Source organism: Streptomyces sp. NPDC089919, from assembly GCF_040684615.1.
Classification (GTDB): Bacteria; Actinomycetota; Actinomycetes; order Streptomycetales; family Streptomycetaceae; genus Streptomyces.
Window position 1 is genome coordinate 60895 of record NZ_JBFBGK010000024.1, and the last position, 24849, is coordinate 85743.

Sequence of the window (24849 nt, forward strand, 5' to 3'; positions counted from 1 at the left end):
CCCCGGTGCACCGTACGACAGAACTCAGGCGTCGGCGCCCGCCAGGTCGTCGTCGGGGCCGGTTTCGCCGGACTCCGGAGCGAGGGCCGTGAGGTATTCGAGGACGTTGGTCAGGTGCAGCATGCGCTCCAGGACGGGGGGCCGGTCGTCCAGGTGCAGCACGGCGCCCAGGGCACTGGTACGGCGGTGGACCATCAACAGGGCCGACAGCCCCGAGGAGTCGATCCACGTCAGGTGCCGGAAGTCCAGGCGGACGGCGCGCGGCGCCGGCGGGCGGGACAGCTGGTCCACCACGGTCTCGACGAGCTGGTCGCAGGTGTCGTGGTCGAGTTCGCCCGCGATCCGCACGGTCAGGGTGGCGGCGGTGCGGCGGGCGGTGCAGGTGAACGGGGCGGGTGGCAGGTTCGTCATACGCGGGAAGCGGGGCCGGGGACGGGGGCGAGGCGGGCGGGGCGTTCCCGCAGGGCTGTGGTGCCGTGCCGGATGAGCGCCGATGCCCGCGGGAAGTCGTGCAGTTGACCGGCCATCAGTTCCAGCCCGGCGGTCAGCGAGCGGGCCGGGACCTTGCGGGCCCCGAGGATGTCGGCGGTCCAGGTGAGGAAGCCGGTGAACAGCTCGGCGTCGTCCAGGTAGAGGGCGGTGGCCAGGAAGTCCACGATGTGGGCCAGGTCCTCCGCGGTGCGCTCGCGCTGCGCCTCGGAGTAGCCGCGTGCGGCCGGGAAGCGCCCTTCGAGGTCGACCAGGGTCTGCTTGACCAGCTGGGCGCGGCTCTGGACGACCAGCGTGTACTCCTGGTCGTCCAGGTGCGGCAGGTCCTCGACGGCCTGCCGGATCGCCGCCGGGACCGGCCGCCGCAGCCCGGCCCGGAGCGCGTCGGCCGCCGCTCGTGCGTCGGGAGCCCAGCAGTCGGCGCCCAGGGCCCGGGCGTGGCGCCCGTCGGCGCCGAAGGCGCGGCCGCCGGCCATGACGGGGACGCCGATGGCCTGGCAGGCGGTGATGGCGGCGTGCGCGGTGGGCAGGTGGGTGGGCAGCGACCCGGACAGCAGGACCGCGTCGGGGTGGGTGTGGTGCAGATGGGCGATCAGGTGCGGGGTGGGGGTCTGCGCGCCGAGGTAGTCGACCTGCCAGCCGCGCAGCCGCAGCGTCTCGGCGAGGAGCCGGGCGGGGAAGGCGTGCCATTCACCGTCCACGCAGCTGACCGTCACCCGGCCGCGGTGCGCCCCGCCGGGCGCGAGCGCCTGCCGGCTGCCGCCCGGGGTGCCGGTGGGCCCGCCGACGGTGCGCCGGTGCGCGAGGGCGGCGACGGCCCGTTCGTTGATGGCGGTGGCGGTGTGCTCCTGCGCCACCGTCATCCGGTCGGCCGCCCACTCACGGCCGACCTTCGCCTGGACCGGCGCGATCACGTCCAGGAGCAGCGTCTCCTCGTCGCAGTCCGCGGACTCCAGGGCCCGGTGCAGGACGAGCACGGCGCCGTGCTCGTCGCCGGCCGCCACCGAGTCCCACAGCCGGTCCCTCAACTCTGCTGCCAGGGCAGGGTCGTTCACCCGTTCCTTCTCCTTTCGTGAGTGCCCGGGCCGCCGTCGACCACGGACAGCAGGCCCGCCTTCGGCGCGCTGATCGCCACCACGGCCATGTCGTCGTGCCGCCCGGTCCCGAGCCACTGTGCGGCGAGCATCTGCACCCGCTCCACGACCGCCTCGGCCGGCATGCCCGCGCACTCGGCCAGCGCCCGCTTCAGGCGCCGCTCGCCGAAGAGTTCGTCGCCCAGTGGTCCGCCGCGCGCCTCGGTGATGCCGTCGGTGTAGAGCAGGCAGGTCTCCCCCGGGGCGAGCACCCGTTCGAGCGTGCGGGCGGGTACCGCCGGCAGGGCGCCGACGAGGGTGCCCCGGGTCGGCACCGGCTCGACGGTGCCGTCGGCGCGCACGATCAGCGGGGCCAGGTGCCCGGCGCTGGTCAGCCGCAGGTGCGCCCGGCCGGCGCGGCGGCGTACCGAGGCCATGACGAGGGTGGCGAAGCGGGTGTGGTGGGAGGAGATCAGGGCGCCGTTGAGGAGGTCGAGGACCCGCTGGTGGTCCTCGGCCAGGGGCAGCAGCGCGTGCAGGGTGTTGCGGATCTTGCCGGTGAGCACGGCCGCGTCCAGGCCCTTGCCGGAGACGTCGCCGAGGACGACCAGGGTCTCCTGCGAGGGGTGCGCGCCGGGGTGGACGTCGTAGAAGTCGCCGCCCACCCGCTCGTGGTCCGTCGAGGCGCGGTAGCCGCCGGCGTACTCCACGCCGTGTACGGCTCCCAGCTCCGGCGGCAGCAACTCCCGCATCAGCGTGGCGGTGATGGTGGCCTGCTCGGTGTACAGCCGGGCCGCCGACAGGGCGGCGCCCGCACGGGCGGCGAACAGCCGGGCCAGCACCTCCTCGCCGTCGGTGAAGGCCTGTTCGGTGCTCGAGCGCAGCAGGATGAGGGCCCCGGCGGGCACCCCGTACCCGGGCAGCGGGACCACGATCACCGAGCCGACCGGCCCGGCGAAGCCGTCGGGGACCACCCAGTCGGGGACGGCCGCGGGGTTGATCCAGCGGGTGGGGACCGGCGGGAAGCCCTGCAACGCCTCGGCGAGGCCCGGCACCCCGCGCGGGTCGATGCGACGGCCGACCTGGACGGCCGGGGCGCCGCGGCGGGCGAAGGTCAGCGGATGCCGTCGGCCCTGCGCGGGGGCGACCAACACCGCCGCTTCGGCGAGGTGTTGCGCGGCCAGGGCGGCGGCCATCTCCATGCAGCGGGGCACGTTGAGCGTCGACAGCAGGGTCGAGGAGGCCTCAGAAAGGATCTCGGAGCGGCTGCGGGCGCTGTCCAGGGCCGCCTCGGCGACCGTGCGGTCGGTGTGGTCCACCAGCCACCAGACGACCTCGCCGCCGTCCGGCGCGGCCGTGGGGTGGGCCTCGAAGACCCGGTCCCCGATCACGCCGGTCAACGGGCCGTCGGCCGGGGCCGGCGCCGTGCCGGACGGTCCTTCGGCGATGCGCCGGTGGGCGTCGGCCAGCCAGGACGGCGCCGCCTCGTGCAGCCGGTCGCCGTCGGCCGCGCGCGGAAGCACCTGCCGGGCGGCCTCGTTGGCCTCTATCAGGCCGCCGTGCCGGTCGAGGACCAGGACGGGGTAGGGGGCATCGCCCCACGTGGCGACGACGTTGGCGTCGGCACTGCGGGGCCGGGCGGAGGAACCGCGGGAAACAGACACAAGCGGAGGCACGCGTCGTGCGTACCTCACCACCTTCCGGGTCTGGAGGACAGGAACCTTCCGGGTGTGGAGGACAAAAGCCTCCGGCCACCGTCCCGCATCCACCCCAGCGATGCAACCCACCCCACAAACCCCCATACAACCGTCACATCCACCGCCGGCTGCGCCGTCGGCCCCGTACCGTGGCACGCCGCCCGGGGGCCACCGGACCGGGCAACGCCATGAGTAGGGTGGTCACCACCCAGCCCAGCGAACAGTCGCCCAGCAGTTCGCCCGTCGGTGATGCGCGGGTCGGTGCGGCCGAGGGAGCACCGTGTTGCAGATCACCGCCCGCACCGGGGACCACGTCACCGCCCGACTGCCGCAGGACGTCGATCTGGACGCCGTGCCCGGACTGCGCGCGATCGGCGACCGCATCATCGACGAGGGCTGCCGGCACCTCACCCTGGACGCCTCCGGCACCGCGCACCTCGACTCCAGCGGCATCACCCTGCTGCTGGGCTGGTACCGGCGGCTGGCGCGGCTGGACGGCAGCCTCAGCCTGGTCGGGGTCGGCCGGCGCCAGCACGCCCTGCTCCGGCAGCTGGGCCTGGACACCGTGATCACCGTCGTCCCCCGGGACCCGGCCGGGTAGCCGACGGAGGGCCGACGGCCGCGGGCCGCCGGTCAGATCCGGCGCCAGGCGGCCTGCGCCCAGGAGAACAGGCCGAAGAGCAGCAGCCCGACCGCGACGGCCACCAGCAGCCAGGGGCCGGCCGGGGTCTGCGCGAAAGTACGGAGCGTGTCGTCCAGGCCCTTGGCCTTGCCCGGGTCGTAGGAGACAGCGGCGTAGCAGACGAAGACGCCGGCGGCCGTGAACACGGCACCGCGCGCGGTGCCGCCCACCACGCCGAGCACGTCCACGGCCCGGCGCACGCCCTCCGGCAGCCGGGCGGTGTCCATCTCCTTGCGGAAGGTGAGCCGCACCGCGGACACCGCGATCACGACACCGCCGACCGCGATGGCCGCGCCCGCCAGGCCCACCAGCCACGGGCCCGCCGGCAGGTCCAGGAACCGGGCCGTCGCGTCCCGGGACTGCTCGTCGCCGGAGCGGTGGCCGCCGCGGCCGGCGGCGAAGGACAGCGCCGAGTAGGCCGCCACCACGTAGAAGAGGAAGCGGCCGGCGGAGGCGGTCCGCTTGGACCACTTGCGGCCGTCGGGGCCGGTGCCCCCGAAGACGGCCTCCGAGAGCCGCCACAGCGCCATGGCCACCAGGCCGATGCCGACCGCCCACACCAGGACCCGCCCGTACGGGTGGTCGGCGAGCTCGGCCAGGGCCCCGGTCCGGTCGGCCTCCTTGCCGCTGTGGCCGAAGGCCACCCGCAGGGCCAGCAGCCCCACCAGCAGGTACAGCACTCCGCGCGTGACCAGACCGCAGCGCGCCGCCACGGCCACCGCCGTGTGCGTGCCGTCGCTTCTTCCGGGCGTCACCGACATGTCTCATCCCCTCCCTGTCGACGCGCGTCTGCCCGCCGGGCGGGCCGCCATGCGCTGCGGCCGCCGACCGTACGGCAGGGCGCGGGGCCGCGCATGGCGCCGGTGGCACGGGGTAGGCGCACGAGGTGGAACGGTGTGCGCGGCGCGCCGCCGGCCTCCGCAGGGTGATCCCCGGGGATACGCCACCTGTCGGAGTCGCCTAGCCGAGGACGGAGTGATGCCACTGTGCAGGCCATCGAACCGGAGACCGTAGCGGTACCCCCCACCGAGCGGGTGCGGGTGCGCCGTCGGCTGGTGCTGCGCGGGGTGGGCCGGGAGTGCGCACGGGGACGCCGCTTCCTCAAAGAGGCGCTGGGCGACTGGGGCTGGGACGGGACCGACACGGCCGAGGACGCCCTGCTCGTCGCCTCCGAACTGCTCGCCAACGCGACCCTGCACGCGGGCGGTGCCCGCGAGCTGGTCCTCGGCGCCGGCGAGGTCTTCCGCGTGGAGGTGTGGGACGGTTCACCCGAGCCGCCCCGGATGCGGACCACGGCCCGCCCCGGGCTGCCGGGCGGCCACGGCCTGCACATCGTGCACCGGCTGGCCGACCGCTGGGGCGTCCTCCCGTACGCCGACGGCAAGGTCGTCTGGGCCGAGATCGACGCCGAGCGGCTGCGCACGGGCGCGCCGCGCGGCCGCTGAGGCCGCTCGTCCGCGAGCGGGCGCCGGACGGGTTCAGGGCGCGGGTGCCAGGGCCTCCTCGACCGTCGCGTGCAGGGCGAAGACGGACCGGGCGCCGGTGAGCTCCAGCACCCGCATCACCGTGGGGGGCACCTCCGCCAGGCGGAAGGCCGTACCGGCCGCCGCCGCCGAGGTTCTGGTGCGCAGCAGCAGGTTCAGGCCCGAGGAGTCGCAGAACCCGACCCCCTGAAGGGCCACCACCAGCACCGGCGGCCGCTCTCCCAGGAGGGCGGCCAGCGCCAGCTCGGCGGGCTCCATCGTCTCGATGTCGAGGTCCCCGGCCAGCGCGCACACGGCCGCCCCGGTGTCGGTGCGCCGCACCTCCACCGACACGTCGTCCTCCAGCGCGTCGCACTGCCCGACGGCGTTCTCCTGGTCCTTCACCGTCTCCCGGCCCTTCACGTTCTCGTACTCCTCCTCGGCATCCATCCCCGTCTCCTCCTTCGTCACCGGGCCCGGCTGCGGCCCGTCACGGCCCGTCCGCCGCGGCCACCGAGATCCCGACGAGGCAGGTGTCGTCGTCGGTGTCGGAGGCGCTGTAGCGCAGCAGGTGGTCGAGGTGCGCCTCGAGCGCGCCCGGCCCGCCGCCGGCGTCCCCGCCGGCCTGCTCGGTCAGGGCGAGCAGGTTGGCCAGGGAGGTCTGCAGGGACTGGTCCCGGCGCTCGATCAGGCCGTCGGTGTACATGACCAGGGTGTCCCCCGGCTCCAGGACCACCTCGTCCTCGTCGTACTCGGCCTGGTCCAGGACGCCCAGCAGGATCCCGCCGAGCTGGGGCAGGTTCTCGGCCCGGCCGTTCCGGAGCAGGACGGGCGGCGGGTGCCCGGCGCGGGCCCAGCGCAGCCGCCGGGTGGCGGGGTCGTACAGGCCGCAGGCGGCGGTCGCGGTCAGGCTCTCGGTCAGGTGGTGGGTGATGCTGTTGAGCCAGGTCAGCAGCTGGGCCGGGCCGGCGCCGGTGGCGGCCAGGCCGCGCAGCGCGTTGCGCAGCGCCACCATGCCCGTCGCCGCCTCGATGCCGTGGCCCGCCACGTCACCCACGCACAGCAGGACCGCGCCGGAGGGCAGCGTGAGCGTGTCGTACCAGTCGCCGCCGACCAGGTGCTCCTTCTCCGCGGGGCGGTAGCGGACCGCCACCCGCAGGTCGTGCAGGTCCTGGGGGCCGACCGCGGGGGGCATGATCGCGTGCTGGAGCTGGAGGACCAGCCGGCTGCGCTCCACGGCCTGCTGCTCGGTCTGGGCCAGCTGGTCGCGGGTGGCGGCCAGCGCCACCTCCGTCCAGTGCTGGGCGGAGATGTCCTGGTAGGCGCCGCGGACCACGCCCAGCCGGCCGTCGGCGTCGGGCACCGGCTCGGCGACGATCCGGATGTGCCGGGCGACGCCGTCCGGGCGCTGGAGGCGGAAGGCCGTGGAGGCCGGCCGCCGGTGGTGCAGCAGCGTCCGCAGGAAGCGGCCGATGGCGGGCCGGTCGTCGGGGTGGGCGTGGTCGGCGAGTCCGTCCAGCGGTACCGGCGCGGCGGACAGCGGCAGCCCGTACAGCTCGTAGATCGTCTCGTTCCAGCCGGTCTGGCGGGTCAGCAGGTTCTCCTCGAACCCGCCGATACGGCCCAGGCGTTGGGCGTGCTGCAGGAGCCGGGCCACCCGCGGGGTGCCGTCGGCCAGCCGCCAGACCACGACCAGGTAGCCACCGTGCCGGCTGATGCTGACCCGGGCCCGGGCGCTCAGCGGCACGCCGTCGACCACGGCGGTGAGCGTCATGTTCGGGGTGCGGAAGGGCTCCCCGGTGACGAAGACGTGCTCGACCTTCTCCAAGAGCCCGCCGGACTCGGCCGCCAGCGGATAGGCCTCCAGGAGCCGGGCGCCCAGGACGGCGCTGCCGGGCCGGCCGGCGAAGTCGACGAAGGAGGGGTTGACGTGCCCGATGGTGAACTGCAGCGGGAGTTCGGTGCTGTCCGGTGCCACGTGCAGGATCAGGCACGGGTCGGCGAGTCCGTCGGTGAGCTGCCGCAGCCCCTCCAGCTGCGCGTCGGGAGCCCCGGGGGTGGGCGAGCCGTTGTCGGCCCAGGTCTCCAGCGTCGCGGCGGCCAGCTCCGCCAGCGCCTCGAACTGCCGCTCCAACGGCTGGGAGCGGGCGGGCGGTTCGTCGGGCCAGCAGATCTCCAGCACGCCCGTCAGGCGGCCGCCGATCCCGGCGGGCACGGCCAGCCGGCCGCCGCCGATCTCGTGCTGGCCGATGGAGGGCAGGCCGGCCCCGGCCAGGTTGGGGTACTCGACCTGGGCGCGCTCGTCGAGGGCGCGGCGGGCCGGGGTGGAGACCCCGGGCGGGACGTGCCGCCAGCGGCGGGCCTCGTGGTCGCTGAAGCCGGCGCTGCCGGCCAGGGACAGGGACTGGTCGGGGTGGGCCGCCCAGACCGCGACGGCGACCGCGCCCAGCGGGCGCAGGGCGTGGTCCAGCATCGAGCGGGCCGCGGCCTCGGTGTCGGCGGCGACCAGGGTGTGCGCCTCGGCGTTGCGCAGCCGCAGTCCCACCGATTCGGCGGCCGGGGTCGCCTGGGCGGCGATGAACTCCCGGGCCGCCTCCGAGATCGTGTCGGCGGCGACCTGGTTGACGAGGTCGGCGGCCAGTTCGAGGACCGGGACGCCGGCCTGCTGGGCGAGGGTGGCCAGCTGCGCGCCGGCCTCGGTGGGCCCGCAGCGCAGCCGCTCGATCAGCACGCCGACGGCCATCTCCACCAGGGTCCGGCCGGCCGCGTCCGCGTGGGCCTGCTCCAGCTCGCGCTGCAGCCGCTCTACGGTGGAGGCGAGCCGGCCCACGGCGGTGGCGCCGTCGTCGGCGTCCCGTTCAAGTGCGGTGGTGACCGCGTCCTCGGCCCCGGCCTGCTCGAGCACGCGGACGGTCACGCCGTCGGCGGCTCGCGGGTCTTGGGGGTGGCGCACTGTTCAGCTCCTGGGGGTCTGCCGGCGGCCGGCGGCCGGCGCGCGGGTCACGGGGTCAGGTGGCGCCGGATCCGGCCCACCAGGTCGCCCGCGTCGACCGGCTTGGTGATGTAGTCGGTGGCTCCCGAGGCGAGGCTCTTCTCCCGGTCGCCGACCATGGCCTTGGCGGTGACCGCGATGATGGCCAGGTCGGCGTGCTCGGGCATGGCGCGGATGGCCGCGGTCGCGGTGTACCCGTCCATCTCGGGCATCATCACGTCCATCAGGATCACGTCGATCCCGGTGTGCGCGGCCAGGGCGTCGAGTGCGGCGCGGCCGTTCTCGGCCTGCAGGACCCGCATGCCGTGCAGTTCGAGGATGCCGGTGATGGCGTAGAGGTTGCGGTCGTCGTCGTCGACGACCAGCGCGGTACGGCCGGCCAGCGGCGAGGCGCGGCGGGGCTCCCAGTCGTCGCCCGGCTCGGGGCGCCGGGCCTGCGGTACCAGGTCCCCGGGGCGGTCCGCGCTCATGTGCAGGGCGATCCGCTCGCGCAGCTCGTCGAGGCTGGTGATCAGCTCGACCAGCTGGGCGCCGTGCCGTTCGCGCAGCAGCCGCTCGTCCTCGGCCGCGATGCCCCGGCCGCTGTGCACCAGGACGGGGACGGCCTGCAGGGCCGGGTCCCGGTCCATCTCCTCCAGGAGGCCGACGGCGGCGCCGTCCGGCAGGTCCAGTTCGAGGACGACGGCGTGGCAGGGGCCGGCGGCCAGGCTGGCCGCGGCCTCGTGGGCGCCGACGGTGGTGATCAGCTCCACCTCGCGCCGGCCCGACGCGTCGGTGGTGCCGGGCAGTTCGGTCAGGGCGTTCTCCGCCACCAGCGAGAGCAGGCCGTGCGGGCGGCCCTCGACGACCAGGAGGCGGCGGGGGCGGGCCGGGGCGGCCGGGAGGGCGTCCGGGGTCCGGCCGGTGAGCTCGGCGGCGCCGGCCGCCGCTCCCGGTGCGCCCGCCGCGGCGCTCTCGTCGGCGGGGCTGGTGACCGGCAGGTAGAACGTGAAGGTGCTGCCCGCGCCGACCGTGCTCTCGGCGGTGATGGCCCCGCCCAGCAGGAAGGCGATCTCGCGGCTGATGGAGAGCCCGAGCCCGGTGCCGCCGTACTTGCGGCTGGTGGTGCCGTCGGCCTGCTGGAAGGCGCCGAAGACGCTCTCCAGGTGCTGGGGGGCGATGCCGATGCCGGTGTCGGTGACGTGGAAGGCGAGCACCGGCCCGGAGCGCCGCACGACCTCCGGGATGCGTGCCTCGCCGGCCGGCTCGATGCGCAGTTCGACGCTGCCGCTCTCGGTGAACTTCACCGCGTTGGACAGGAGGTTGCGCAGGATCTGGCGGAGCCGGTAGTCGTCGGTGAGCAGTTCGGCCGGCACGTCCGGGGAGGTCCGGACGGTGAAGGAGAGGTTCTTCTGGCCGGTCATCGGCCGGAAGGTGGCCTCCATGTCGTCCAGCAGCCTGCCCATGGAGACGGGTTGCGGGTTCAGTTCCATCTTGCCCGCCTCGACCTTGGACAGGTCGAGGATGTCGTTGATGAGCTGGAGCAGGTCGGAGCCGGCGGAGTGGATGATGCCGGCGTACTCGACCTGCTTGGTGGTCAGGTTGCGGCTGGGGTTCTGGGCGAGCAACTGGGCCAGGATCAGCAGGCTGTTGAGCGGGGTGCGCAGCTCGTGGCTCATGTTGGCCAGGAACTCCGACTTGTACTTGGAGGCCAGCGAGAGCTGGTGGGCGCGGGCCTCCAGTTCCTGGCGGGCCTGCTCGATCTCCAGGTTCTTGGTCTCGATGTCGCGGTTCTGCGCGGCCAGCAGCTCGGCCTTCTCCTCCAGTTCCGCGTTGGAGGCCTGCAGCTCCTCCTGACGGACCTGCAGTTCCTTGGAGCGGGCCTGGAGTTCGGCGGTCAGCCGCTGCGACTCCCCCAGCAGCTCGTCGGTGCGGGCGTTGGCGATGATCGTGTTCAGGTTGACGCCGATGACGTCGGTCAGCTGGTGCAGGAAGGCGCGGTGGACCTGGGTGAAGGGGTGCACGGACGCCAGCTCGATGACGCCCAGCACCTGCTCCTCGACCACGATCGGCAGCACGATCAGGTGCAGCGCCTCGGTCCGGCCGAGCCCGGAGGAGACGGCGAGGTAGTCCGGCGGGAGGGAGTCCACTCCGATGGGGCTCTTGCTGCGGGCGGCCTGTCCGACGAAGGACTGCCCGAGCCGGAAGCGGGTGGGCCGGGCGCCCTCCGGGAAGGCGTACGAGGCCACGAACTGCAGGACCGTGCCCTCGGGGGTGTCCTCGGCCAGGTAGAAGGCGCCGCAGTGGGCCGAGACCAGCGGGGTGAGCTCGTCCATGATGGAGTCGGCGACCGCCGCGAGGTCCCGCCGGCCCTGGGTCAGGGCGGAGATCCTGGCCAGGTTGGTCTTGAGCCAGTCCTGTTCCTCGTTGGCGCGGGTGGTCTCGCGCAGGGACTCCACCATGAAGTTGATGTTGTCCTTGAGGTCGGCGACCTCGCCGGAGGCGTCGACCGTGATCGAGCGGGTCAGATCGCCCTCCGCCACCGCGCCGGTCACCTCGGCGATGGCCCGGACCTGGCGCGTGAGGTTGCCGGCCAGTTCGTTGACGTTCTCCGTCAGCCGCTTCCAGGTGCCGGAGACGCCCTCCACCTCGGCCTGGCCGCCCAGCCGCCCCTCGCTGCCCACTTCGCGGGCGACGCGGGTGACCTCGGCCGCGAAGGAACTGAGCTGGTCGACCATCGTGTTGATGGTGGTCTTGAGCTCCAGGATCTCGCCGCGGGCGTCCACGTCGATCTTGCGGGTGAGGTCGCCGTTGGCGACCGCGGTGGTGACCTGGGCGATGTTGCGGACCTGGCTGGTCAGGTTGTGCGCCATGAAGTTGACGTTGTCGGTCAGGTCCTTCCAGGTGCCCGCCACGTTCGGCACCCGCGCCTGGCCGCCGAGGATGCCCTCGGTGCCGACCTCTCGGGCCACCCGGGTCACCTCGTCGGCGAAGGCAGAGAGGGTGTCGACCATCGTGTTGATGACCCCGGCCAGTTCGGCGACCTCGCCCTTGGCCTCGACCGTGATCTTCTGCGAGAGGTCGCCCCGGGCCACGGCGGTGGCGACCTGGGCGATGGACCGGACCTGCCCGGTGAGGTTGGAGGCCATCACGTTGACGTTGTCCGTGAGGTCCTTCCAGGTGCCCGAGACGCCCCGGACCGTCGCCTGGCCTCCCAGGTTGCCGGCCGTGCCCACCTCGCGCGCGACCCGGGTGACCTCGTCGGCGAAGGCGGAGAGCTGGTCGACCATCGTGTTGATGGTCTCCTTCAGCTCCAGGATCTCGCCGCGGGCGTCCACCCTGATCTTCTGGGTCAGGTCGCCCTGGGCCACGGAGGTGGTGACCTCGGCGATCGAGCGCACCTGCGCCGTGAGGTTGTCCGCCATGACGTTCACGGACTCGGTGAGGTCGCGCCAGGTACCGGAGACGTCCCGGACGTCGGCCTGGCCGCCCAGCCGGCCCTCGGTGCCGACCTCGCGGGCCACGCGCGTGACCTCCCCGGCGAAGGAACTGAGCTGGTCCACCATCGTGTTGATGGTGTCCTTCAGTTCCAGGATCTCACCGCGGGCGGTGACGGTGATCTTCTGCGACAGGTCGCCGTCGGCGACGGCGGTGGCGACCTGGGCGATGGCGCGGACCTGGCCGGTCAGGTTGCCGGCCATGAAGTTGACGGAGTCGGTGAGGTCGCGCCAGGTGCCCGAGACGCCCTTGACGTCGGCCTGGCCGCCGAGGATGCCCTCGGTGCCGACCTCGCGGGCCACGCGCGTGACCTCCCCGGCGAAGGAGCTGAGCTGGTCCACCATGGTGTTGACGGTGTTCTTCAGCTCCAGGATCTCGCCGCGGGCGGTGACGGTGATCTTCTGCGACAGGTCGCCCTTGGCCACCGCCGTCGCGACCTGGGCGATGTCGCGGACCTGCGTGGTGAGGTTGCCGGCCATCGCGTTGACCGAGTCGGTCAGGTCCTCCCAGGTCCCCGAGACCCCGGGCACCTGCGCCTGGCCGCCCAGTCTGCCCTCGGTGCCGACCTCGCGGGCCACCCGGGTCAGTTCCGAGGTGAAGCGGGAGAGCTGGTCGACCATGCCGTTGAAGACGGTGGCGATCTCGCCGAGCAGGCCGTCGGCGTCCCCGGGCAGGCGGGTGCCGAAGTCGCCGTCGCGGACCGCCGTCAGACCCGCCAGCAGCAGCCGCAGTTCCGGCTCGCCGACCTGCGCGGCCCCGCGGTCGGATCCCGTGTGCGCCCGTGAACCGTCGGACGGGGTTGAGCCAGCCATTCGAACGTCGCCTTCCCTAGCCCGCCGGCCCGGTGGCCGACATCCCGATCACACGCGCCGCACACACCAGTTCGGCGATTCCTTCGCAGGTGCACGGCACGGACACGCCTACCGCGCAGGAGGTTACCCCAGTTCGGGGGCCCTCCGGGGGCCGGGCCGGGCAGCGCGTCCGGCTCCGGTCACAGGGCGGCCACCGCCCCGCGGACGCGTGCGCGTCCGGTCGGCGGTGGCCGTCGGCCCGCGGTCAGAACCGCAGTGCGCCGCCCCAGTAGCCACCTATCTCGCGGTGGTAGTCGACGTCGTCGAGGTGCTTCTCCTTGACGAAGTCAGGTGAGTCCTTGACCTGTTCCCTGGTGCGGTCGACGTAGATCTTCTCCTCCGCCGTGTCGATGCGGGTGATCGTGCCGGCCGGCAGCAGCACCTCGCGGCCGAAGATCCACGGACCGGTGTCGACCACGATCCAGGCGGCCTCGGTCTCGGCGGAGTGCTTGTCGACCTTGCCGATGGAGCCGTCCACGGCCTCGACCTTGTAGCCCGTCAGGTCCATGGTCGGGTGACCGGCGGGGAGCCGGTAGGCCCAGATGTCCTCGTTCATGGAAGCGAAGTCCCTTCTCGTCGGTGGTGCACGGCGTCTCGCGCTCCGGCGTCCGGCGCCGGGGGTCCCGGGTCCGGGCCGCCGCTACCAGCGGTACCAGCGGCCGCTGCTGCCCGCGGGACGGGCGATGAAGCCCAGCAGCCACACGACGAGCACGGCCACGGCCACCCACCACAGCACCTTCACGGCGAAGCCGATACCGAAGAGGAGGAGGGCGAGGAGCAGGACCAGCAGCAGGGGGAGCATGGGGGAACCTCCGTCGTCTTGTGGCTGTCGTGACGCTCGCCTGCCCCGGATCCGCGAATTGACTCATGCCATTTCCGGGACCCGTACGGACGGGTTTCCGAGGACGGTCACGGACCGGGTGGCGGCGGCCCCGCCCGCCCCGGCCGCCCGCCCCGGCCGGCCGTACCGGCCGGGCGCGTGCGCCCCGTGGGCGGGCCGTGGTGCGCCGGCGCGGTCGGCTCCCGCGGTGGCCGCGGCCGATGGCGCACAAGCCCTGACGAGCGCGCCGATAGACGCCGTCCGGGGCCCGCGCACGTGCGATCCTCGGATCATGACCCGCCCTCCCGAGAAGTCCGACGGCCCGGCCGAGAAGCTGGCCATGGCCAAGGTCGTGGCCCGACTGCGGGACGAACTCGCCCGCGCCCGGTCCGACGCCGCCGAGAGCGCGGTGGTCGAGCGGGCCCGGGGCGTGCTGATGGGATCCGCGCGGCTCTCCGCCGAGCAGGCGTACGCGGCCCTGGAGGCGGCGGCGCACCGGCACGGCCACTCCCTGCTGACGGAGTCCTGGGCCTTACTGGAGGAGGCCGCGGCGACCGGCCGGACGCCGGACGCGGCGGAGGGCGGCACGGTCCCCAGACCGAGAACCCGGCCGGCCACCGGGTCGGCCGCGCACACCGTCCTCCCCCGCGGCCTGGCCGAGACCCTGACGCGGGCCGTCTCCGCGCAGGCCGTCGCCGCGGGCCTGCGCCACCACCTCGGCCCGGCGGCCGGGGTGGACTGCGTGGTGATCTACACGGCGGCCGCCGGCGGCGGCGGGCTGGAGCTGTGGGGCGATGCCGGGCTCGGCCCGGAACTGGCCGAGCAGTGGCGTCGGGTGCCGCCCGGGGTGGCCGTTGCCCCCCTCCAGGCGCTGGAGAGCGGCCGGCCCGTCTGGCTGGCGGACCCGGCGGCGGACGCCGCGCGGTACGCCCTGATCGGCGAGCCCGCCCGCTGGCCCTCGCGGGCCTGGCTGCCCTGCCCGGTGCCCGGCGCGGCCTCGGCGGCCGTCGGCTTCCTGCGCACCCGCTCCGAGCCCTTCGACGAGGCCACCCGCGACCTGCTCCGGCGGGCCGCCCGGCGCTGCGGGGCCGCGCTCGGCGCGCTGCCGGCCGCCGTCCCGGCCGCCGACGCGGAGACGGCCGCCGCCCAGCGGATGCTCGACACCCTGCCGGGCTCGGTGATCCTCCTCACCCCGGTCCGCGGGCCGTTGGGCGGGGTCGAGGACTTCCGCGTGGACGCCGCCTCGCCCGGGGCCCTCGACATCGGGGGCCGCCGCGGCAAGGAGCTGATCGGCCTGCGGGTGCTGGAGAACTACCCGACCGTGCTCGGCACCTCCCTGTGGCACGGCTACGTGGACGCCCTGGAGAGCGGCACCGTCTACGAGGGCGAGCCCTTCACGTACGAGGAGGTCTCCGCCGGCCCCCCGCGCCACTCCACCTTCTCCGTCCGGGCGGTCCCGCTGGCCGGCCGGCTGGTCGTCAGCTGGGTGCGGCACGACACCGACGAGCGCGAGGCGCACCGCCTGGCGGACATGCAGCGGCTGGGCAACCTCGGCTGGGGGCAGTGGGACCCGGCGACCGGCGCGGCCGAGTGGTCCGACCAGGCGTACGCCGTCTTCGGACGCGATCCGGCCCACGGGCCCATCTCCTGGGAGGACCTGCCCCAGCACCTGCTCCCCGAGGACGGCCCGGAGGCCGCCGGGGCGGTCCGCGAGCTGCTGCACCGGGCCGTGCCGCTGGACCGCCGGATCCGCATCGCCACCCCGGCGGGCGTCCGGCACGTCCGGGTCGTCGCGGAGGCGGTGGTCGACGCGGCGGGCACCCCCGTCGAGGTCCACGGCCTCTTCCAGGACCTGACCCGGCAGCAGCAGGCCGAGGACGAACTGCTGCGCTCCGAGCGGGCGATGGCCCGCCAGCTCGGCCTGCTGCAGGCCGAGCGCACCCTCGCCTCCCGCCTCCAGCACGCCCTGCTGCCGATCCCCGGCCAGTCGCTGCACCTGGCCGGACTGGACGTCCAGGTGGCGTACCAGCCCTCCGAGGACGGCGTGAACGTCGGCGGCGACTGGTACAGCGCCATCGAACTGCCCGACGGACAGGCCCTGTTCGTCGTGGGGGACGTGGCGGGCCACGGCCTGGACGCGGTGGCGACCATGGCCCAGCTGCGGTTCAGCACCAAGGGCATGATCATCACCGGCAGCCCGCTGGTGGAGGCGCTGCACCGGCTCAACAAGCTCCTCCTGCACACCGGCGACGCCCGCTTCGGCACCGCCACCATGATCATGGCGGTGTACGACCCGGTCGAGCGCTGCCTGACGTGGGCCCAGGCGGGCCACCCGCCGCCGCTGTTGATCCGCGACGGCGTGGCCGGGTACCTGGAGCGGCCGGCCGGCGTGCTGCTCGGCGCCACCCACGAGCCCCGCTACGCCGAGGCCCGCTACCGGCTGCGCCCCGGCGACCAGATCCTCCTGTACACCGACGGGCTGGTCGAGAAGCCCACCGAACACCTGGACGAGGGGCTGGACCGGCTGGCCACCACCGCCGCCCGGCTCTGCACCCCCGGGGCCCCCGACCCGCTGGGCGCCCTGCTCTCGCCCCTGCTCGGGCGGGCCGCCAAGCGCGACGACACGTGCGTGGTGCACATCCGGCTGCCCGACCCCCCGGCCGGTCCGCAGAGCGGGTGATGTACGGGACGGGTGGGTTTGGGCCCGCTCTCAGCGGCCAGACGGTAGGCATCCTGCTCTCACAGGGAGGCCCGTCATGGGAATCATGATGTTGCTCACCGTGCCGATGCTGATGGCCCTGATCCTCACGGTCCCCCGCCGTGGCCGCGGCCGCCACGCACAGGGCCGCAGGTGACCGGGAGTACGGGGGCGCGGACGGGGTACAGTGCTTCGGCTGCGCCCCGCCCCCGGCGTCCGTAGGGTGACGGGGTACACGGAAACCAGGCGCGTGCCTGGGCGAGGACGGAGCGAGGCGGCAGTGCAGACGATCGGACCGGATCCCGGAGTGCCCGCACCGGACGCCCGGAGCCCGGCGCTGCGCCAGCGCCGCCGGCTCGTCCTGCGAGACGCCCCCAGACAGGTCAGCCGCGGACGCGAGTTCGCCCGCTCGGCGCTGACCGACTGGGGCTGGGGCGACCAGGACACCACCGAGGACGTCCTCCTGGTCGTCTCCGAACTGGTCACCAACGCCAACCTGCACGCCAAGGGCTGCCACGAACTCCTGCTCGAGTCCGGGGACGTGCTGCGCGTCGAGGTGTGGGACGGCTCGGGCGAACTGCCCCGCCTGCAGACCGCGCCGCGCCCCGGCGTCCCGGGCGGCCACGGCCTGCACATCGTGCAGCGGCTCACCGACGACTGGGGGGCCGTCCCGCACGAGAACGGCAAGGTCGTCTGGGCCGAGTTCGACGCCGAGCGGCTGCGCACCGGCGCCGCGCGCAGCTCCTGACACCGCCCCCGGCGGCCGGTACGGGCCGGCGCCGGGACTCAGGCGCCCCGCTCCGGCCCGCCGGACGGGGACGGGCCCGGGGAGCGCCCGGCGCACAGGCGGGCCACGTCCACCTCCGCCCAGACGGTCTTGGCGCGCTCCCGCCGGTCGGCGCCCCAGCGGTCGGTGGCCCGCTCGACGATCAGCAGGCCGTGACCGCCCGGCTGGGCCGCCCGCTGGTGCCGCCGCGGGGCGGGCGGCTCGTCCGAGCCGTCGCTCACCTCGATCCGCAGCCGGGACCCGGAGGCGTCGAGCACCATCGCCAGTGGCCCGCCGGCGTGCACCACGGCGTTGGCGACCAGTTCGGCCACCACCAGCACCACGTCCTCGGCCACCTCGTCGTCCACCCCCGGCGCGCCCGCGTCCCAGGCCCAGTCGGCCAGCGCCCGGCGGGTGAAGGCCTTGGCGGCGGCGGACGGCCGGGCCAGGCCCGCCAGTTCCAGCCGGCGCCGGCTGCCGGCCGCGCCCCCGTCCGGCCGTCCACCGGCCGCGGTCCCCCGGCTCGTGGTCATCTACGGGTACCCCTTCGGTCTCGACGGTCGTCCGGACGGGCCTCAGGCCGCAAGGGCCTCGTCGACCGTCGCGTGCAGGGCGAAGACGGCCTGGGTGCCGGTCAGCTCCAGGACCCGCATCACGGTCGGCGGCACGGCCGCCAGCCGGAAGCCGATCCCGGCGGCCGCCGCCGCGGCCCGCGTCTTGAGCAGCAGGTTCAGCCCCGAGGAGTCGCAGAAGGTGACCTCGGCCAGCCCGACCACGAGCACCGGCGGACGCGCGTCCACCAGCGCGGCCAGGGCGCGCTCGGCCGGCTCCATCAGCTCGATGTCCAGCTCCCCGGCGATCGAACACAGCGCCGCGCCGGTGTCCGTGTGCCGCACCTCGACCAGCACGCCCTCGGGCGCTGCCGCCGGCTGCCGGACCGTCTCGTCGTCGTTCTCGGGGCGCATGCTCGTGTCTTCTCCTCGTCATCCCGGGCACGGCGACTCTACGCAGCGGGGGCCCGCTCGGCCAACAGCGGGCGGGACAGGACCTGCACGGCCCGGTCGAAGGCCGAGTCCCGATTTCCGGCGAACTCCCGCGCGGTGAAGACGGGTTCGGCCAGATGCGGCGCGATGCCCGGGCCGTCGAAGGTCCGGCCGGCGCGGGTCAGGAACTCCTCGTTCGGGAGCCAGGCGGCCAGCCCACCCGGGAGCCTGCGGCGCATGACGTCCGAGAAGACGCCCTGGGTGGGCTGCCCGATCCGGACCGTGCCACCGGGCCGGCCCATGAGGGCCTGGGTGAAGGTCTCCCCGGCGCTGACCGTCGAACCGCCGGTCAGGACGGCGACCGGGCCGGTGTACCGGGGGCCGTCGGCGGGCGTGACGTACACCGGCTGGGGGCGGGTGTGCCGGGCGGGGTCTGCGGGGTCGTTGCGGGCCCGCTTGGCGTACGCGAGGTAGCGGGCGTCGGTCAGCCGCCGGGCGATCCGCAGGCCCAGGGCGTCCGAGCCGCCGCCGTTGACCCGCAGGTCGATGATCAGGCCCCGCAGGTGCGGGGTCCGCTCCCGGGTGAGGATCGCGTCCAAGGCGTCCTCCAGCACCGCCTGTTGGACCGCGTACGGGGCGCCCTCGGCCGCGTAGCCGCCGAAACCGGAGATCCGGAGGTAGCCGAGGCGGCCGGGGAGGTCGGCGTAGGTGATCCGGCCGTTGCCGAAGTCCCGGCGGTTGCGGGCCTGTGCCAGGTCCCGGGCGACGACGAACTTCTTGACCTTGGCGTCCAGTTCCGCGGAGGGCATGACGGTGCCGGGGCGGCCCTGCGCGAAGACGCGGTCCCCGTCCTGGACGGCGACATGGGCGTCGTGGAGCGGCGCGACCATCGCGCGGAAGACGGCGAACAGTTCACCCTTGGTGGTGTCGGCGTGCACGGTGGGCCGGTGGCGGTCGCGCACCTGCCGCCAGTCGACGCCCTTGGCAGCGAAGAAGGGGTAGTTCTCCTCGAAGGACCGCCAGAAGACGTCGAAGGCCGTCCGCGGGTCCGTGCCGGCCGGGCGCGTGCAGGCAGCGGGGAGCGCCGCCAGGCGGCGCAGGTCGCGGTGGCCGGCCGAGCCGTCCTCGGACAGGGTCGCCCGGGTGCGGTCCGCTCCCGGGCGCAGGGTCAGGACGGACCCGTCGGGCGCCGTGTAGGTGCCCGGGCCGGTGCGCCGGGCGGTGTCGCCCGGGAGGCAGCTGACGGCGGTGGTCTGGTACTCGCGCAGCCGGCCGTCGCGGACGGCGAGCACGGTGCCGTAGCCGTCGGTGCGCCAGATCCCGTCCACGGCCGGCCGGGGCACGGTGGCGGCCGGGGCCGGCTGCGCGGTCAGGACCAGCGCGGCGGCGGCGGTGGCTGCGGCGACGGCGGTGGTGGTGGCGGTGGATTTCACGATCGGGCCCTTCCGACGGATGACGTGCTGCGTGGCTTGCTGGGTGGCTTGCTGTGGGACGTGCTGCGGGAGGTGCTGAGTCACTCGCTGGGGACGTCACCCACCTTCGCCGCCGCGACGGCTGCCCGGCCATCCGGCTGTCCCGCCGGCCCGCGGTGCTGCCAGTACGACGGCTCCGGTTCGGAAAACCGCCCTACGGTGCGGGGCCCGCAATCCCCCGCCGGGGTGAGGTGAACCTGTTCGAGCGAGTTTGAACGGCGCCGGGTCAGGCGCCCCAAGCCCACCCGGAAGGACTGGAACATCCGTTCACCGGCCGCCCCCGATCCGGCCGTGACTCGCCCGATCGGGAGCCGTTCTTAGAGCACCAGTACCCCTCGTGCGCCCATCCGGAGGAACCGTGAATCCACCGCCGAACCAGCCCGAACCGCACCCGCGAATCGAACAGACCGGGGCCGGCCCGGGCCGGCCGCCCGCGCCCGGGCGCCGCGTTGACGCCCCCGCGCGCCCCGTCGGCCCTTCCGTCCGCCGCCACCACGGCGTACGACCGGATACGAGGAGGACGGCGTGAGCAAGCACGCGAAGCCCGGATCCGGCACCGCGGGGGTGTCGGACGCCGAGCGGCTGCTGTTCGGCGGCGAGCTGGCCTACGACATCGGCTGGGACCAGCACGAGGGCGCGTGGCTGGAGCTCGGACTCTGGCGGATGGCCCGGGAGTTGCCGCGCCTGGTCATGACCGGCGTACGGCTCGCGCACCTGGCGGACGCCCGCGCCCTGCGCGTGGTACTGGGCTCCGAGGCCGGGCGCGGCGTCACCCAGGCGATCGGCCTGGTCGCCGTCAACGGCGTGCTCGGCCACGTCCTGGCGGGCGGCAGCACCAACCAGCGCCTCGGGCAGGCGGTGCCGGCGCTGGTGGTCGTGGCGCTGACGGCGTTCGCCGGGTCGCTGCTGCGGTCGGCGTCGACGGCGGCCACCGGGGCCCTGGAACCGAAGGTCCAGCGGGTGGCCACGGAGCAGTACCTCGGGCTGGTGCACCGTACGGAACTCGCGGCGATCGAGGACGACGAGTTCCACCGGCTCCTGGACGCGGCCCGCTACGGCGCGGACTCCGCCCGGCGCATGATCCGCTACTGCACCAACACCCTGAACGCCGCGGTGTCCCTGATCGCCGCGGCCGGCGTGCTCACCGTCCTGCACCCGGTGCTGCTGCCGCTGCTGGTGCTGATGACCCTGCCGAGCGCCTGGAGTTCGCTGATGATCTCCCGGCAGAAGTACGTCTCCTTCCACGCCTTCGTCCAGCACGCCCGGGCCGGACACCTGCTCGGCCAGCTGCTGACCCAGAAGGAGGGCGCCGCCGAGGTCCGCATCCACGGCGTCGGCCCCTTCCTGCTGGACCACTTCCGGACCATGGCCGAGACCAGCGAACGCGAACAGACCCGGCTGGCCCGCCGGGCCGCCCGCATCGGGCTCTTCGCCGACGGCGCCAGTGGCCTGGCCACCCTGCTCACGTACGGGGCGCTGGGGCTGCTGCTGTGGAGCGGCGCCATGGAACTGGCGGTCGCGGGCACGGCCGTCCTGGCCATCCGCAGCGGCGCCGCCAGCCTGGACTCGCTGGTGCTGCAGATCACCGAACTGCACCAAGAGAGCCTGTTCGTGGCCGACTTCGAGCGGCTGTGCCAGGAGGCGGAGACCCGGGCCATCCCCACCGGCGGGCAGCCGCTGCCCGAACAGCTGCGGGAGGTCCGCTTCGAGAAGGTCACCTTCACCTACCCCGGCAGCACCGGCACGACCCCCGAGCCGACCCTGCACGAGGTCAGCCTCGGCTTCCCGACCGGCAAGATCATCGCGCTGGTGGGTGAGAACGGCTCCGGCAAGTCCACCTTGGTCAAGCTGCTCGCCGGGCTGTACCTGCCGGACGAGGGCGGCGGCCGGATCCGGTGGGACGGGGTGGACGCCCGCACCGCCGACCGCGACCAGGTCTTCGCCCGGGTCGCCCTGATGTCCCAGGACTTCTACCAGTGGCCCTTCACGTACCGGGTGAACGTCGGCATCGGCCAGCCCGACCGGGCCATCGACGACGACTTGGTCCGCGCGGCCTCGGAGTTCTCCGGGGCCGACCGGGTCCTCGCCGACCTGCCGCGCGGGCTGGACACGCTGCTGGCCCGGGGCTACCGGGGCGGGCACCAGATCTCCGGCGGCCAGTGGCAGCGGGTGGGCATCGCCCGGGCCAAGTACCGGCAGGCCGAGATCCTGATCGTGGACGAGCCCACCAGCGCGCTGGACGCGGTGGCGGAGCAGCGGGTCTTCGACCGGATCAGGGACCTGGCCGCGACCACCGGCCAGACGATCGTGCTGATCACGCACCGCCTGCACTCGGTGCGGCACGCCGACCTGATCCACGTCCTCAAGGACGGCCGGGTCGCGGAGTCGGGCACCTTCGAGGAGCTGATGGACCCGGCGACGGGCACCGGCGACTTCCGGGACGCGTACCTGCTCCAGGCCTCGGCCTTCGACGCCCCGATTCCGGCCCAGCCCACGGCCGGCCGCGCCGCCGTACCCGCCGAGGACCCCACGTGACGGGCACCGGCGGCGGACCCGGTACGGGGAGCGGGTCCGCCGGGATGCCCGTGGACCGGGCGCCGACGGAGGCGGCCGCATGGTGAGCCTGCCGCGGCCCCGGCCGTCCGCCGCCGGGCCCGCCGCCGCGCTCGGGCCGGGCTTCACGCGGTACCTGTGCGGGGAGTCCGCCGGGCTGGTGGGGACCTCGGTGCACCTGGTGGCCTTGCCCGCGCTCGCCGTCCTCGAGCTGCACGCGACGGCCGGGCAGGCCGCCCTGCTGGCCTCCCTGGCCCATCTGCCCACCTTCCTGCTCGCGCTGCCGGCCGGGGCGGTCGTGGACCGGCACGCGAAGCGGGGCCTGTTGGTGGGCACCGACCTCGCGGGGGCCGCCGCCGTCGCCGCCGTGCCCGCCGCGTCGCTGGCCGGTGTGCTGTCGATGCCGGTGCTGTACGCCGTCGCGCTGGTGGTGGGCGCGGTGACCGTCCTGCACCAGGCCGCGGCCCTGGCGATCGTCCCGCAGCTGGTCGCCCCTGCCCTGCTGCACCGGGCCAACGCCCGGGTCGGGGCCGCCTTCGGGGCCTCGGAGACCGCCGGTACGTACCTGGGCACGGTGGTCGTCGCCGTCGTGGGCGCGGCCCGGGCCTTCTGGCTGGACGCCCTGTCGTACCTGGTGTCCGCCTGGTGCGCGGCGCGGATCCCGGAGCGGGGGCGGCCGGTGCCGGGGGCCGGGGGCGGGGCCCGGCACCGGTACCGCTTCGCGGGTGAGATCGCCGAAGGTCTCGCGTACACGGCGCGGACCGCGCTGGTCCGGGACCTCGTGCTCGCGCTGACGCTCACGGGGTGGGGCGTCGGCATGACCGGTGCGCTCTCCTCCTACTACCTGCTGACCACCCTGGCGGTGGGCCCGACCGGTCTGGGGATCGTGATGGGCGTCTCCGGCGCGGGTGCGCTCGGCGGTGCGCTGCTGGCCCCGCGGATCGTGGCCCGCTTCGGCCCGGGGCCCACGCTCCTGGCCGGGTTCGCCACCTGCCCGGCGGCGGGCGTGCCGCTGCTGCTCGCCGGGCCCGGACCCGGCTGGCTGGCGGTCCTGGCCGCGGCGGGCGCCCTCCAGCTCGCCGGCGCGGCGGTGGCGGGCACCACCCAGCGGTCGCTGCGCCAGCAGATCTGCCCGCCGCAGCTCCAGGCGCGGGCCCAGCAGACCTCCACCTGGCTGGTCTCCGGCAGCAAGCCCTTCGCCGCTCTGACCGCCGGCGCCCTGGCCACCGGTTACGGCACCCGTACCGCCCTCCTCGTCGGCACGCTCCTGCTGGCCGCACCGGTGGCCGTCCTGTGGCCCTCCCCTGTCAGCCGCCTCACGACCATGCCGCTCACCGCCGGGCCGCCGGCCGACGGCGCCCTCCGCACCGCCCCGCCGCCGACCGGCGCCGCCCTCCTCGGCGAGCAGGACCCGGCGCGGCCCTCCGCATCCGACCCGTCCCCGAAGGAGCCGACTCCATGAGCCCGCCAACGCCCGCCGTCCCCCGGGCCGCCTGCCCCGAGCCCACGCCCGCGCTCGCACCCGCCGGTGACGGGACCACCGCCGTCCGGCACCCCGAACGCAGCCTCCGGAGGACGAAGTGAGTGGCGGGGAGCGGCACATGGTGCCCGTGGACGTCCACCTCGTGCTGCGGCGGGACGGGGCTACAGGGCCTGAGGTGCTGCTGTCGCGCCGGGCCGGCCCGGTGTACGCCTCGGGGCTGTGGCATCTGCCCTCGGGGCATCTCGATGCCGGTGAGGACATGGTCGGGGCCGTGATCCGGGAGGCACGCGAGGAGACCGGCGTGCTGATCGGGGCGGCGGACGTGACCGCGGCCGTCACCGTCCACCACCGCCCGCCCACCGGCTCGCGCTCCCGCCTCGGCGTCTTCTTCGAGGTGCGCCGGTGGTCGGGCCGTCCGCGGATCATGGAGCCGGACCGCTGCGACGGGATGGGCTGGTACCCCCTGGACGCCCTCCCCGACCCGATGGTGGCGTACTGCCGGGCCGGCCTGACCGCCTACCGCGCCGCGCTCCCCGCCGCCGTCCACTTCCAACACCCGACCGACCCCGTCGAGTTCACCCCGGCCACCCCCGACCGCACCCGACTGCTCCCCGGGCCACCACCCGGCGGAGGCACGCGAGGAGACGCATCATGAGCAAGGAATGGCTCCCGCCGGAGGAGTTCGCGGCCGGTCTGCCGAAGGCCGTCGTGTTCGGGGCGGTGTTCTTCACCGACGAGGACGACCGGCCCGTCCAGTTGCGCGCCACCTACTCCGACGCCCACCCGTGGCAGTGGCCGGGCGGCATCGCCGAGCCGGGTGAGCGGCCCTGGGAGACGGCCGTGCGCGAGTGCCGGGAGGAGACCGGCATCGAGGTGGCGGGGCCGCCGCGGCTGCTGGCCACCGTCTTCGGCCTGCCGGGCGAGGACTGGCCGCTGGCCACGGCCGGCTGGGTCTTCGACGGCGGCCGGCTCTCCGCCGCCCGGCTCGCCGCGATCGTCCTGGACCCCGACGAACACGACCACGTCCGCGCCCTGACCGTGCCCCAGTGGCGAGCCCTGATGCCACCCCACGACCACGCCCGCCTCGAAGCCGTGATGACCGCCCGCCACTCCGGCCACCCGGCGTACTTCGACACCTGGGACTGGGAGGCGTGAGCGTGCACGTGCCGACGCAAGGCAGCCGTCCCACCGCGGGCTCGGCGCATGCCGCGCCGCACCCGAGAACGCCGCCGGGCCGCACCCCAGGAGGGGTGCGGCTCACTCTTCGAATCCCCCCGGCCGTGCGTTCGATGTCCTGGGCAGGTTCCGGCGGACGGGTCGCCGCGCGCTGCACGGCAGGTGAACGAGGGC

Annotated in this window: 21 protein-coding genes; 9 read left to right on the forward strand and 12 right to left on the reverse strand. The window is 74.8% G+C overall.

What is annotated here, in order from left to right; all coding sequences use genetic code 11:
* Positions 1-24: 24 nt before the first annotated feature.
* Genes AB0O40_RS13300 through AB0O40_RS13310 form a run of 3 tightly spaced genes read right to left on the reverse strand, consistent with a single transcriptional unit; the run spans position 25 to position 3226 of the window.
* Positions 25-411 carry an STAS domain-containing protein gene (locus AB0O40_RS13300; RefSeq protein ID WP_365039486.1) on the reverse strand — a complete coding sequence of 129 codons (387 nt, stop codon included), beginning with the start codon at positions 409-411 and terminating at the stop codon, positions 25-27.
* Entirely contained in the window at positions 408-1544 is a 1137-nt protein-coding gene (locus AB0O40_RS13305; RefSeq protein WP_365039488.1) for a cobalamin B12-binding domain-containing protein, read from the reverse strand. The genes AB0O40_RS13300 and AB0O40_RS13305 overlap by 4 nt, the downstream gene beginning before the upstream one ends.
* Positions 1541-3226, reverse strand: coding sequence for a PP2C family protein-serine/threonine phosphatase (locus AB0O40_RS13310; protein ID WP_365039490.1), 1686 nt, complete (start codon positions 3224-3226; stop codon positions 1541-1543). Before AB0O40_RS13310 ends, AB0O40_RS13305 begins: the two co-directional genes overlap by 4 nt.
* Before the next feature lie 313 nt (positions 3227-3539).
* Between AB0O40_RS13310 and AB0O40_RS13315 the strand changes: the two genes are divergently transcribed.
* Positions 3540-3860, forward strand: a complete 321-nt coding sequence (locus tag AB0O40_RS13315; RefSeq protein WP_365039493.1) for an STAS domain-containing protein — start codon at positions 3540-3542, stop codon at positions 3858-3860.
* Between the two features lie 32 nt (positions 3861-3892).
* Here AB0O40_RS13315 and AB0O40_RS13320 read toward each other — a convergent pair whose 3' ends face one another.
* Positions 3893-4696, reverse strand: coding sequence for a DUF1206 domain-containing protein (locus AB0O40_RS13320; RefSeq protein WP_365039496.1), 804 nt, complete (start codon positions 4694-4696; stop codon positions 3893-3895).
* A gap of 231 nt (positions 4697-4927) precedes the next feature.
* Between AB0O40_RS13320 and AB0O40_RS13325 the strand changes: the two genes are divergently transcribed.
* Complete coding sequence (locus AB0O40_RS13325; RefSeq protein ID WP_365039499.1) at positions 4928-5386, forward strand: ATP-binding protein; 459 nt, start codon at positions 4928-4930, stop codon at positions 5384-5386.
* A 33-nt stretch (positions 5387-5419) separates the two neighbouring features.
* Here AB0O40_RS13325 and AB0O40_RS13330 read toward each other — a convergent pair whose 3' ends face one another.
* From AB0O40_RS13330 to AB0O40_RS13350, 5 genes are all read right to left on the reverse strand, one after another.
* Positions 5420-5854 carry an STAS domain-containing protein gene (locus tag AB0O40_RS13330; RefSeq protein ID WP_365039502.1) on the reverse strand — a complete coding sequence of 145 codons (435 nt, stop codon included), beginning with the start codon at positions 5852-5854 and terminating at the stop codon, positions 5420-5422.
* Between the two features lie 40 nt (positions 5855-5894).
* Positions 5895-8357 (reverse strand): SpoIIE family protein phosphatase, encoded by a 2463-nt coding sequence (locus tag AB0O40_RS13335; RefSeq protein ID WP_365039505.1) that lies wholly within the window; start codon positions 8355-8357, stop codon positions 5895-5897.
* Positions 8358-8404: 47 nt separating this feature from the next.
* Complete coding sequence (locus AB0O40_RS13340; protein WP_365039508.1) at positions 8405-12685, reverse strand: HAMP domain-containing protein; 4281 nt, start codon at positions 12683-12685, stop codon at positions 8405-8407.
* Positions 12686-12929: 244 nt separating this feature from the next.
* The gene (locus AB0O40_RS13345) at positions 12930-13280 is read right to left on the reverse strand and encodes a PRC-barrel domain containing protein (protein ID WP_365039511.1); all 351 of its coding nucleotides are present in this window, start codon (positions 13278-13280) and stop codon (positions 12930-12932) included.
* Between the two features lie 84 nt (positions 13281-13364).
* Entirely contained in the window at positions 13365-13526 is a 162-nt protein-coding gene (locus tag AB0O40_RS13350) for a hydrophobic protein (RefSeq protein ID WP_365039514.1), read from the reverse strand.
* A gap of 310 nt (positions 13527-13836) precedes the next feature.
* Here AB0O40_RS13350 and AB0O40_RS13355 point away from each other — a divergent pair, with 310 nt between their 5' ends.
* Entirely contained in the window at positions 13837-16224 is a 2388-nt protein-coding gene (locus AB0O40_RS13355; protein ID WP_365039517.1) for a SpoIIE family protein phosphatase, read from the forward strand.
* 325 nt (positions 16225-16549) lie between these two features.
* A complete protein-coding gene (locus AB0O40_RS13360; protein WP_365039519.1) occupies positions 16550-16990 on the forward strand; it encodes an ATP-binding protein in 441 nt (146 codons plus the stop codon).
* Between the two features lie 38 nt (positions 16991-17028).
* Here AB0O40_RS13360 and AB0O40_RS13365 read toward each other — a convergent pair whose 3' ends face one another.
* Genes AB0O40_RS13365 through AB0O40_RS13375 form a run of 3 tightly spaced genes read right to left on the reverse strand, consistent with a single transcriptional unit; the run spans position 17029 to position 19427 of the window.
* Complete coding sequence (locus AB0O40_RS13365) at positions 17029-17541, reverse strand: ATP-binding protein (RefSeq protein ID WP_365039522.1); 513 nt, start codon at positions 17539-17541, stop codon at positions 17029-17031.
* A 42-nt stretch (positions 17542-17583) separates the two neighbouring features.
* Complete coding sequence (locus AB0O40_RS13370) at positions 17584-17973, reverse strand: STAS domain-containing protein (protein WP_365039525.1); 390 nt, start codon at positions 17971-17973, stop codon at positions 17584-17586.
* Between the two features lie 38 nt (positions 17974-18011).
* Positions 18012-19427: a S41 family peptidase gene (locus AB0O40_RS13375; RefSeq protein WP_365039542.1), complete on the reverse strand. Its 1416-nt coding sequence runs from the start codon at positions 19425-19427 to the stop codon at positions 18012-18014.
* 699 nt (positions 19428-20126) lie between these two features.
* On the opposite strand from AB0O40_RS13375, the gene AB0O40_RS13380 reads away from it, so the two are divergent.
* The 5 genes from AB0O40_RS13380 to AB0O40_RS13400 all read left to right on the forward strand — a co-directional run bounded on the left by AB0O40_RS13380 (position 20127) and on the right by AB0O40_RS13400 (position 24654).
* Positions 20127-21998: an ABC transporter ATP-binding protein gene (locus AB0O40_RS13380; protein ID WP_365039545.1), complete on the forward strand. Its 1872-nt coding sequence runs from the start codon at positions 20127-20129 to the stop codon at positions 21996-21998.
* 79 nt (positions 21999-22077) lie between these two features.
* Positions 22078-23478 (forward strand): MFS transporter, encoded by a 1401-nt coding sequence (locus AB0O40_RS13385; protein ID WP_365039528.1) that lies wholly within the window; start codon positions 22078-22080, stop codon positions 23476-23478.
* Complete coding sequence (locus AB0O40_RS13390; RefSeq protein WP_365039531.1) at positions 23475-23600, forward strand: hypothetical protein; 126 nt, start codon at positions 23475-23477, stop codon at positions 23598-23600. Before AB0O40_RS13385 ends, AB0O40_RS13390 begins: the two co-directional genes overlap by 4 nt.
* A gap of 17 nt (positions 23601-23617) precedes the next feature.
* The gene (locus AB0O40_RS13395; protein WP_365039533.1) at positions 23618-24154 is read left to right on the forward strand and encodes an NUDIX domain-containing protein; all 537 of its coding nucleotides are present in this window, start codon (positions 23618-23620) and stop codon (positions 24152-24154) included.
* Positions 24151-24654: an NUDIX hydrolase gene (locus AB0O40_RS13400; RefSeq protein WP_365039536.1), complete on the forward strand. Its 504-nt coding sequence runs from the start codon at positions 24151-24153 to the stop codon at positions 24652-24654. The genes AB0O40_RS13395 and AB0O40_RS13400 overlap by 4 nt, the downstream gene beginning before the upstream one ends.
* Positions 24655-24849: the final 195 nt, after the last annotated feature.